This is a genomic window from Nodosilinea sp. LEGE 07298, assembly GCF_015207265.1.
Classification (GTDB): Bacteria; Cyanobacteriota; Cyanobacteriia; order Phormidesmidales; family Phormidesmidaceae; genus Nodosilinea.
In genome coordinates this window covers 1-9201 of sequence record NZ_JADEXE010000267.1, presented here as the reverse complement: position 1 = coordinate 9201, position 9201 = coordinate 1, and the positions used below count along the sequence as shown (strand labels likewise).

Annotated in this window: 16 protein-coding genes; 9 read left to right on the top strand and 7 right to left on the bottom strand. The window is 56.3% G+C overall.

Annotated features, from left to right (window positions below; all coding sequences use genetic code 11):
• Position 1: 1 nt before the first annotated feature.
• From IQ273_RS25965 to IQ273_RS25930, 8 genes are all read left to right on the top strand, one after another.
• Positions 2-748, top strand: a complete 747-nt coding sequence (locus IQ273_RS25965) for a metal ABC transporter permease (protein ID WP_194026038.1) — start codon at positions 2-4, stop codon at positions 746-748.
• A gap of 117 nt (positions 749-865) precedes the next feature.
• Positions 866-1516, top strand: coding sequence for a GTP cyclohydrolase I FolE (folE, locus tag IQ273_RS25960; RefSeq protein ID WP_194026037.1), 651 nt, complete (start codon positions 866-868; stop codon positions 1514-1516).
• Positions 1517-1633: 117 nt separating this feature from the next.
• On the top strand, positions 1634-2416 hold the full coding sequence (locus IQ273_RS25955) for a GTP-binding protein (protein WP_194026036.1): 783 nt from the start codon (positions 1634-1636) through the stop codon (positions 2414-2416).
• On the top strand, positions 2413-3225 hold the full coding sequence (locus tag IQ273_RS25950; protein ID WP_194026035.1) for a metallophosphoesterase: 813 nt from the start codon (positions 2413-2415) through the stop codon (positions 3223-3225). Before IQ273_RS25955 ends, IQ273_RS25950 begins: the two co-directional genes overlap by 4 nt.
• Positions 3226-3230: 5 nt before the next feature.
• Positions 3231-3983 carry a metallophosphoesterase gene (locus tag IQ273_RS25945; protein WP_194026034.1) on the top strand — a complete coding sequence of 251 codons (753 nt, stop codon included), beginning with the start codon at positions 3231-3233 and terminating at the stop codon, positions 3981-3983.
• A 98-nt stretch (positions 3984-4081) separates the two neighbouring features.
• A complete protein-coding gene (locus IQ273_RS25940) occupies positions 4082-4786 on the top strand; it encodes a class I SAM-dependent methyltransferase (RefSeq protein WP_194026033.1) in 705 nt (234 codons plus the stop codon).
• Between the two features lie 56 nt (positions 4787-4842).
• Positions 4843-5862, top strand: a complete 1020-nt coding sequence (locus IQ273_RS25935) for a GTP-binding protein (RefSeq protein ID WP_194026040.1) — start codon at positions 4843-4845, stop codon at positions 5860-5862.
• Positions 5863-6017: 155 nt separating this feature from the next.
• Positions 6018-6551 carry a hypothetical protein gene (locus IQ273_RS25930; protein ID WP_194026032.1) on the top strand — a complete coding sequence of 178 codons (534 nt, stop codon included), beginning with the start codon at positions 6018-6020 and terminating at the stop codon, positions 6549-6551.
• A gap of 42 nt (positions 6552-6593) precedes the next feature.
• Here the strand turns inward: IQ273_RS25930 and IQ273_RS25925 are convergent, their stop codons facing one another.
• Both IQ273_RS25925 and IQ273_RS25920 read right to left on the bottom strand, forming a co-directional pair.
• Positions 6594-6854, bottom strand: a complete 261-nt coding sequence (locus tag IQ273_RS25925) for a ribulose bisphosphate carboxylase small subunit (protein WP_194026031.1) — start codon at positions 6852-6854, stop codon at positions 6594-6596.
• Positions 6851-7042 carry a hypothetical protein gene (locus tag IQ273_RS25920; RefSeq protein WP_194026030.1) on the bottom strand — a complete coding sequence of 64 codons (192 nt, stop codon included), beginning with the start codon at positions 7040-7042 and terminating at the stop codon, positions 6851-6853. Before IQ273_RS25920 ends, IQ273_RS25925 begins: the two co-directional genes overlap by 4 nt.
• A 71-nt stretch (positions 7043-7113) precedes the next feature.
• On the opposite strand from IQ273_RS25920, the gene IQ273_RS25915 reads away from it, so the two are divergent.
• The gene (locus IQ273_RS25915; RefSeq protein ID WP_194026029.1) at positions 7114-7257 is read left to right on the top strand and encodes a chlorophyll a/b-binding protein; all 144 of its coding nucleotides are present in this window, start codon (positions 7114-7116) and stop codon (positions 7255-7257) included.
• Positions 7258-7327: 70 nt separating this feature from the next.
• Here the strand turns inward: IQ273_RS25915 and IQ273_RS36000 are convergent, their stop codons facing one another.
• The 5 genes from IQ273_RS36000 to petJ form a co-directional block, all read right to left on the bottom strand.
• Positions 7328-7492 carry a helix-turn-helix domain-containing protein gene (locus tag IQ273_RS36000; protein WP_228053885.1) on the bottom strand — a complete coding sequence of 55 codons (165 nt, stop codon included), beginning with the start codon at positions 7490-7492 and terminating at the stop codon, positions 7328-7330.
• Entirely contained in the window at positions 7485-7688 is a 204-nt protein-coding gene (locus IQ273_RS34040) for a hypothetical protein (protein ID WP_228053883.1), read from the bottom strand. Before IQ273_RS34040 ends, IQ273_RS36000 begins: the two co-directional genes overlap by 8 nt.
• A gap of 60 nt (positions 7689-7748) precedes the next feature.
• Positions 7749-8291: a hypothetical protein gene (locus IQ273_RS25905; RefSeq protein WP_194026028.1), complete on the bottom strand. Its 543-nt coding sequence runs from the start codon at positions 8289-8291 to the stop codon at positions 7749-7751.
• 81 nt (positions 8292-8372) lie between these two features.
• Positions 8373-8639 (bottom strand): tetratricopeptide repeat protein, encoded by a 267-nt coding sequence (locus IQ273_RS25900; RefSeq protein ID WP_194026027.1) that lies wholly within the window; start codon positions 8637-8639, stop codon positions 8373-8375.
• Between the two features lie 128 nt (positions 8640-8767).
• Positions 8768-9100 carry a cytochrome c6 PetJ gene (petJ, locus tag IQ273_RS25895; RefSeq protein ID WP_194026026.1) on the bottom strand — a complete coding sequence of 111 codons (333 nt, stop codon included), beginning with the start codon at positions 9098-9100 and terminating at the stop codon, positions 8768-8770.
• Positions 9101-9201: the final 101 nt, after the last annotated feature.

Here is a 9201-nt window from a genome sequence, read left to right as displayed (position 1 = left end):
GATGGGGGGGCTGTTGGGCAGTTTCACGATCCTGAGGCAGCTGTCGTTTTTTAGTGATGCCCTGGGTCACTCGGCACTGCTGGGCATCAGTCTGGGCCTGCTGTTGGGGATGAGTCCATCATCGGTGCTGCTGCCCTTTGCGGTGCTGTTTGCCCTGGGGGTTACCTACCTGCTAGAGCACACCCGGCTGTGGACCGATGCGCTGCTGAATATTGTCTACTCGTCGTCGCTGGCGATCGGGGTGATTTTGCTCACCTTTGTGGGCCAGTACAAGGGCGGCATTAACAGCATTTTGTTTGGCGATATTTTGGCGGTGCGACAGAGCGATCTGTGGGTAAGTACGGGGTTGCTAGTGGCCTGTGTGCTGTTTGTGGGGCTGACACTGCGATCGCAGATCCTGCTCACCCTGCACGAACCCTTGGCGATCGCTCGGGGCATCTCGGCCTCGGCCCACCGCACGGCGTTCATTGTGCTGCTGGCCTTGGTGGTAGGCACCTCGATCAAAGCGATCGGCGTGCTGCTGATTAGCGCCTTTGTAGTGATTCCGGCCTGCGCTGCCCGTCTGCTCAGCCGCACCTTCACCGGCTACGTCATTTTGTCGGCCATGCTGGGGGCGCTCGGGGCCGTGCTGGGCATGGTGTTTTCAGCAGGGTTCAATCTGCCGTCGGGGCCTGCGATCGTGACAGCGCAGCTAGCGATTTTTCTGGTAGCGATTGTGTTGCCGAGAACGAAATTGACGGTGGTTTAAGGGGTTTACGGTGCAAGGTTAACGGTGCAGGGTATAAGGCCGAGTCGTAAACCGCAAACCGCAAACCGCTTTCCCCGCAAACCGCTTTCCCATTAACGTCTTTAGGAGTCTCATTCAATGACCGCCCAACTTCCTTCCCAAAGCATCTCCGCTGACCAGGCGATCGCTGCCCTGTCCACCCAATCTCAACCTCGCGTTTCCGATGCCGAGATGCAGCAGGCGGTGCGCACCCTGCTGATTGGTCTGGGCGAAGACCCCGATCGCGAAGGGTTGCTCGACACCCCTAAGCGCGTGGTCAAAGCCCTCAAGTTTCTCACCTCCGGCTATAACCAATCCCTCGACGAGCTGCTGAACGGAGCCATCTTCCATGAGAACACCAACGAAATGGTGCTGGTGCGCGATATTGACCTGTTCAGCTCCTGCGAGCACCACATTCTGCCGATTTTGGGCCGCGCCCACGTGGCCTACATCCCCAACGGCAAAGTGATTGGCCTCTCCAAGGTCGCCCGCATCTGCGAAATGTACGCCCGCCGCCTGCAAGTGCAAGAACGCCTCACCGCTCAAATCGCTGACGCCCTCCAGGGCTTACTGCAACCCCAAGGGGTAGCGGTCGTGGTCGAAGCCACCCACATGTGCATGGTCATGCGCGGCGTGCAGAAACCCGGCTCTTGGACGGTGACCAGCGCCATGAAAGGTGTCTTCGCCGACGACGCCCGCACCCGTCAGGAGTTTATGAGCCTGATTCGGCACAGTCCGGCGTTTCACTAGGGAGTGAAGGGGTGAAGAGTGAAGGGTGAAAACGTAATTTTTGGTTGCTTTTTCACTGCCCCACCTCTTCACTCCCCACTTCCCCACCACTTCACTCTTCACTCTTCACCTCCCCCCATGCCCCACCTCATCGCCATCTCCGGCCCCTCGGGCAGCGGCAAAACTACCTGGATCAGCCAGTTTCTCAAGGATCAGTCCACACCTCAGTTCTACGTGTGTCCGGGGCTGGGGGAGATCTCGGTGGATTTGGCGCGGATTGGCTATCGGTTTCCCTGGGTGCAGGTGGTGACCGAGGCGCAGCTCAAGGCGGTATTGGCTGACCTGCCAGAGCAGGCGACGGTGTACTTTGAGTGGGGCTTTCATCTCGATTTGGGGTCGCCGTTTTTGGCGGGGCTGGGCTGTGAGCGAGTGGCGGTGCTGCCCCCTGACCTGACCGAGTCGGACTGGCACACCTGGGCTGACCAGGTGGTGGTGGGCAATGCCGTGGCGGCTCCGGCCAATGGGCGGCTGCCCGAGATTTGGTGTACGCCCCTGACTGGGCAGGTGTTTGACCCGCCCAGCCTCGACGCGCTGTTAATTGAGCTGACGGGTGGGGCCTACGGCCAGGTGTGCCGCATGAAGGGCATTTTTGAAATGCCCAATGGCCATGCCTTCTACGTCGATTTTGTCGAGGGATTGCCGGGGATGGAATATACCGAGCTGAATATTCCGCCTTGGCTGGAGGGGCGACCCCGTCGGTTTAGCGGCATTGAGGTGGTGGGCTGGGAGCTAGAGCGGGAGGCGATCGCCCAAACCCTTCTCGACAGCTGCCTTTCTGACGCCGCTCTGACCCAGTATCACCAGCATTATCAAGCGTTAGACCCCACCGTAGATTCTTTAGAGGAGGCACTTCTCGTATGAAACTTGCCGTTATCTCCTGCATTCACGGCAACTATGAGGCGCTGAACGCGGTGCTCTCTGATATTGATGCCCACAAGGCCGACCAGATCTACTGTCTGGGCGATTTGGTCGGCTATGGCCCCCAGCCCAATGCGGTGGTGGAGCTGGTGCGATCGCTCGATATCCCCACCTGCCAGGGCTGCTGGGATGAAGACATCGTCGAAGGGCTCAACGCCTGTGATTGCAGCTACCCCTCCCAACTGGCCGAAAAGCGAGGCCACCTGGCCCACGAGTGGACGAACCAGGCGATTCATCCCGAAGTGCGCGAGTACCTGGCCAGCCTGCCCATGACCCTGCGCCAGGATAATCTCTGCTTCGTCCACGGCAGCCCCAACAGCCAGCACGAGTACCTATTGCCCACTATGGACGGCTTTGCCGCCCTGGAACGAGTTCTCGCCGCCGAGGCCGACGTGCTCTTTTGCGGCCACACCCACATTCCCTATCTGCGAGAGCTGGAGAACGGCACCCTGTCGGTCAAGGTACAGCAGCCAGGGCAGAGCGAAACCCAGCACCAGTTTACCGCCCCCCTGAAGCGCATTATCAACGCCGGTTCCGTCGGCGAACCCCGCCACGGCAGACCCAACGCCACCTACGTCCTCTACGACACCGACAGCACCCAAGTCACCCTGCGCGAAGTGCCCTACGACTACCAAAAAACCTGCGCCGCCATCATCGAGCAGGGCCTACCGCCGATCTTTGCCTGGCGGCTGGCGCGGGGTATGGAGTTTGCCGAGCGGGCAGAGGATGCGGGACATGTGTGTGAGAGGTAATGCCAATGCAATGGGCCATTCTCAGCGGAATCGAAGGCAATCTAGCGGCCTATGAGGCGGTGCTGACAGATATTAAGCGCCAGCGGCAGCCGGTGACAGATCTCTATATATTGGGCGACTTGGTCGGGCTGCAAGGGGATAGCGAGGCGGTGGTGCGGCGGGTGCGATCGCCCCAGCCCGGAGAGCCCATGCCCCAGGTGTGCACGGGTTGGTGGGAGGAGCAGTGCTTTAGCCTGCACGGTATTCGTGGTCTGCCCGATGCGCCGGAGCTGGTAGAACGCTATGGCTTGGAGGCGGTGAAAGACCTGTGGGAGGCGGTGTCGCGGCAGACGGTGCAGTGGTTGGCGGATTTAGATTTTGGCTTTCATGAGCTGGATTGTTTGCTAATTCACGGCAGTACGGTGAGCTATGGCGATGAACTGACGCCGGAGACGCCGCCGATACAGCTGTGCGATCGCCTCATTCGGGCTGATGCCAATACGCTGTTTTGCGGGCGATCGGGCCTGGCCTTTGAGTGCTGGGTAGAACCCGGTGCTCTGCGGTCTACGGTGACCACCCTTGACCAAACCGCTGTACCCCAGGAACAGGGCCAAGAGCCGAAAAAATCGCCCCGCCGGATCGTGGGGGTGGGTAACGTGGGGCGGCAGGGATACCAACCGTCCTACGTGCTCTATAACCCTGGTACAGACCAAGTGAGCTTTAAATGTGTTCAGTACGGTCCGGCTAGAGGGTTTGGTGCCGCTAGGTCAAAAAAATGAAAAATGCTGAATTTGGCAATTGGTGACTGCGGGCTGTCCTCAATGGGTACAGGTCTCTAGAACGTTGAGAATAAACAATTACAACTTTAATCTCCATCATGAAAAGCCCAGAACCGGCCATTGTTTTCGACCAAGAACGCGCTTCATCCTACGATCAACAGTTTGATGCCCTAGCGCCAATCCGCGATGCCCTGCATCTACAGATTCGCATCATACTGTCAGAACTTCCCGTCGATGCCAACATTCTCTGTGTGGGAGTAGGCACCGGGGCAGAACTGATTTATCTTGCTCAAGCATTCCCCCAATGGCGGTTTACTGCGGTAGAGCCTGCCGCACCGATGCTCGATATTTGTCGTCGCAAAACTGAAGAGATTGGTATTGCGTCGCGCTGCACGTTTCATTTGGGCTATCTAGACTCGCTTCCTGCCTCGGATACTTTCCAGGCGGCAACCTGTCTTTTGGTGTCTCATTTCTTTATGCAATCCGTTGAGCGTAGCCACTTTTTTCAGCAAATTGCGGCCCGGCTTCAGCCTGGCGGGTATTTAGTGAGTGCTGATTTGACGGCTGATATGGCGACTGCCGAGTATCAAAGCCTGCTTGAAGTTTGGCTGCGAATGCTGCGATATGCTGACATGCCAGAAGCAGAAGTTGAAAAATTCCGCGCCTCCTACGGTCGCGATGTCGCCTTATTATCACCAGAAAAAGTTGCATCAATCATGACGGAGGGCGGCTTTGAGCTGCCAGTCCTGTTTTACCAAAGCCTTATGGCTCGGGCTTGGTATGCCCATAAGCGACCTGAGTGAAGGCTGCCAATTTGCACTATTATGATAACGATTATCATTCTATGAGTGATACGGCGATGCCCTCCCTCCCCCAGTCCTCATCGGTGGCAGACCCAGTAATTCCTAAGCGGGGTCTGCCCGTGACACTGATCACGGGCTTTTTGGGCAGCGGCAAAACCACCCTGCTCAACCACATTCTCACCAACCGCCAAAATCTCAAGGTGGCGGTCTTGGTCAACGAGTTTGGCGACATCAACATTGATAGCCAGCTGCTGGTCTCCATCGACGAGACTATGGTTGAGCTGAGCAACGGCTGTATCTGCTGCACCATCAACGATGACCTAGTTGACGCCGTGTATCGAGTGCTAGAGCTACCCGATCGCGTCGATTACCTGGTGGTCGAAACTACCGGCCTAGCCGACCCCCTGCCAATCATGCTCACCTTTGTGGGCACCGAGCTAAAGCGGCTCACCCACTTGGATTCTGTCATCACCGTCGTCGATGCCGAAACCTTTACCGATGACCACTTCGACAGCGAAGCGGCGACCAGCCAGCTCACCTACGGCGACATCATTCTGCTCAACAAGGCCGACCTCACCCCCGAGGTCAAGCTGACTTGGCTAGAGGCCCACATTCAAAGCATCAAAGACCAGGCGCGGGTGCTGCGCTGCTCGCTCACTGAGCAGGCCGACCAACTGCCTCTTTCTGCCCTACTAGATGTGGGGCTAGCTCCGGCCCTGCCCCCCGTAATCGTCAGCGCGGCCCAAGAGTCTCAACCCGACGGCCACCTGGGCACCGATGGCTTTATGTCGATTCCCTTCAAAAGCGATCGCCCCTTCAACGTAGACCGGTTTGAGCATTTTTTAATGTCCCAATTGCCCGCCGAGATTTTTCGGGCCAAGGGCATCCTCTGGTTTGAGGGCGAAGACCTGCGCCACATCTTTCAGCTCAGCGGCAAACGCTTTGACCTCAGCCCCGAACCCTGGACTGGCCAACCCAAAAATCAGTTGGTCTTTATCGGCCGCCAGCTCAACCCCCTCCAGCTTCACCAGCAACTCGCCAACTGCCTAGCCGGGACTCGATCCCTCTGCTTGTAAGCAGGGTGTTGGGTTGACGGTCTGCGGTTTGCGCTGTTGCCTTGCACCGCATACCCTACCCATCTACCCAATGGGCTCTGGCGACAGAGGGCGTCACGGTGGTCGATCAACCGGATGGCGAAGTTCGTTGGCACCGACAATAGTTGGAACTAGATATGTTGCTTGAGGAGTTTTTACTGGCATTTGAGTTTCAAGGTGAGTCTCATTACCGCGAGGAAAAGGAAAAAGAAAAGGATCAGCTAAAGCTTTCAATGTGTGCAAGAAACAAGCTCATACTAATACCAGCTAATATCTTTCAACTTGGCTCTGCAGTCCTTATGAAGCTAATTTGTAATTCAATCAAAGATGCAATAGGGCTAGATGTCGAGAGCAAGGGCTTTATACCTGATCAGGAGGAAAGCCACTTAAAACTACACAACAAGCATCTGAGAGCTTACATGAAATCTTGTCAGAGAATCTATTTGGCTGCAACACTGTTTCAAGGGACTTTAGAGTGGGCTGATGGTTACGCTAAAAGGTTTAGAGATACTCAGCAAAGTAGAAATCCCATTTCTAGCTCTACAGAAGCACCTAGATTGAGCTTAAAAGTTAATGATTTTTCTATTGAAGAACTCTATTATAATTTGAAATTCATAAAAGCTTCTAAGAAGTTAAGTCAAGGGACGCAGCAAAGCTGCGCCCCTGCTTGAAGCGTTAGCCTGTTGTTAAAAATACTTGTCTTGTCCGATCGCTCACCCAGGCGTTTGAATCACCTGCTCAAATTGACGTAGTTTTGCCCTGGGGTCAATCCCCAAAAGTCGCACATAGTCGCCGGAGTGCTGGGCCAAAAACTGCTCGATCTGGGCTAAAACCTCAGCCTCTTGGGTCGCTGCCAGGGTGGGGCCACTCTGCCAAGACCCCGCTTTAAATCGGCGCGGGTCAGCATACTCCAAGCCCACCCGGTGCCCGAGTCGGAGGTGCTGCCGTACCTGGGCTACGGCCTCTGTACTCAACCGGCCAGCGGTAGACCTGCGGCCATTGCTAGAGCTACCGTTGCCCTCTGGGGTGGCGGGGGTTTGCCACAGGGGTATGCAGCTACATCGTTGGCACAGCGATCGCCCGCCAGCAGCGCCTGGTTGACGGCGACCACAGGGTGAGAGAAGGCGCGATCGCTAATGTTCTGCTGCTCTAGCCAGACCAAAACTCTTGTGTTAATCTTTGTAAAGAAGACTTGAAAAAGTGAAGCCCTTACAAATTTGGAGATTAGCGGTCATGGAAAACAACGAAAGCAAGTTTGGGTTTGTTAACTTTGCAGAAACCTGGAACGGTCGCCTGGCCATGCTAGGTTTTGTGATCGGGGTTGCTACCGAGCTTTTGACCGGCCAGGGCATTTTGTCGCAAATTGGCCTAATGTAAGCCACCGAGCCAAGTTTCAGATTTCTTTAACCGGGGTGTGGAAACACACCCCGGTTTTTTATCTCAGGTGTCAGGTGTCAGGTGTCAGGCCGCGACCCGAAACCTGACACCCGAAACCCCAATCACCCATGCAAAATGACGCAATTTTTTTGGAGTAGCCAATTGCCCCGTTTCGCTCTAGCTCTTGCCTTAGGCGGGTGACGGTGACGCGGGTGGTGCCAATGGCATCACCCATATCTTGATAGGTCAGCCGCAGTTGAATTAAGCGACCCTGCTCTCGGCAGGTTGGCGCGAATGATCTGCTGCATTTCGGCGGCGATGTGGGTGAGGTCGCCGGGGGTAAAGGCGATCGCGCGATCCAAGTCGTAGTAAAGACCGGTATCGGTGGCAGGGCCGATGATCACCCGCGTCTTAGGGAACAGCCGTTGCACGCCTATAGCCAACGCCAGGGAGCCAGCATCAAGGGTGCGATCGCTGAGCTGTCTATTGCATTACTCAGGTACGTCCACCACCACCGTCGATTCAATCGCCTGACCGTTGTAGGTTAGGGCCTCGTGGCCATTGGCATTGAGGCTGACGGTGATCTCATTGCGGCCTGGGGGCAACTGGGGCAGGTGCAGCCAGGGGCCGTAGACCCGAGCATCTCTTTCGCCATTGATAGACAGGTGGCCGTGGCCTGCGTTGGGCTGGTTAGCCTGGTTGACCTGCTCTGGCGCAAAACGAAAGTTTGTGGTTTGAATTTCTAGATTCCAGCCTCGCACTGGGTCAGGGTGGGCCACCAGGGTAATCGTTGGAACCGGCTGCCCGGCAGGAATTTCAAGCGTGCCGTGCCCTTGATGGTGGTCCCCCGCATCTGAATGGCCAGAATCAGCGTGATCGCTGGCGTCATGGTTGTGGGGTTGGCTATCGGCAATGTTGGGGCTGGCGTTAGGGGTGGCGTTAAGGGCTGGGCTGCTACATCCGAGCGTCAGTCCTACGGTGAGCAGAGCCAGGGCAAGATTGGAGTTAGCGGTTAAAAATCGGCAAAAGGACATGGTTTTCTACAGTAAATCGGGTCAAATTGGTTGAGGTGAGCGTGTTGGTGATGGCCAGAGCGTCCTCTTGAGGGTTCAACGTCAGTCTGGAAAGGCGATCGCTCGCATCACCCCATCGTCGTCACAGCACTTTGCCACTCGTTGTTCTGGCCGGTGGACAACGAGCTGAATTGCTCGACTACAGTCGGCAATGGCCTCGTCGTAACGCTCTAGCAGAATTAGGCTAAGGCAGCGATCGCCCCACGTTGTCGCCCGGTAGGCAGGGCTGCTCAGAACCGATTGCCTGCCTACCGGGACGCAGCAAGGGCAATAGCATCTGCTGCTGCCAGCCCCGGCCAGCCGAACCACAGCACCAGCGCCAGGCAGAGACCAACAATTTTGGATGAGCCCACGGCGATGCCTCCTAGATCAACCAGAAACAAAAAGCCCCAACCCTTTGCAGAACTGGAGCGATTGAACTGGAAACACATCCGCACCTACCAGCCCTGCTCCGCCTGACTGAGCACGTAGGCCGCCACATCGGCAATATCGTCATCGCTGAGCCGCCCCTTAAAGGCAGGCATGGCGTTTTTGCCGTTGGTGACTTGGTTGGTAATAGCCTCTACCGACGCCATTTCGTACTTTTCTAGGTCGGCCAGCTTCAGAGTTTTAGCTCCATTCACCACATTGCCGCCGCCAATATGACAGGCCGCGCAGTTGTTGCCAAAGATTTGGCCACCGTGACCCAGATCTGCCGCCTGGGCCACCGGAGCCATCCACAGGGTGAGGGCAGTTACGATCGCTGCCATTGCCAACGTAAGTTTTCGCATAGGTTCTACAAACAAAACTCCTCTCGCAAAGCATTGTCTGGGCAAGGCTCTGGGAAATCAAAAGACAGCCTGTCAACTATTACAGGTTAGAAATCTAAGCC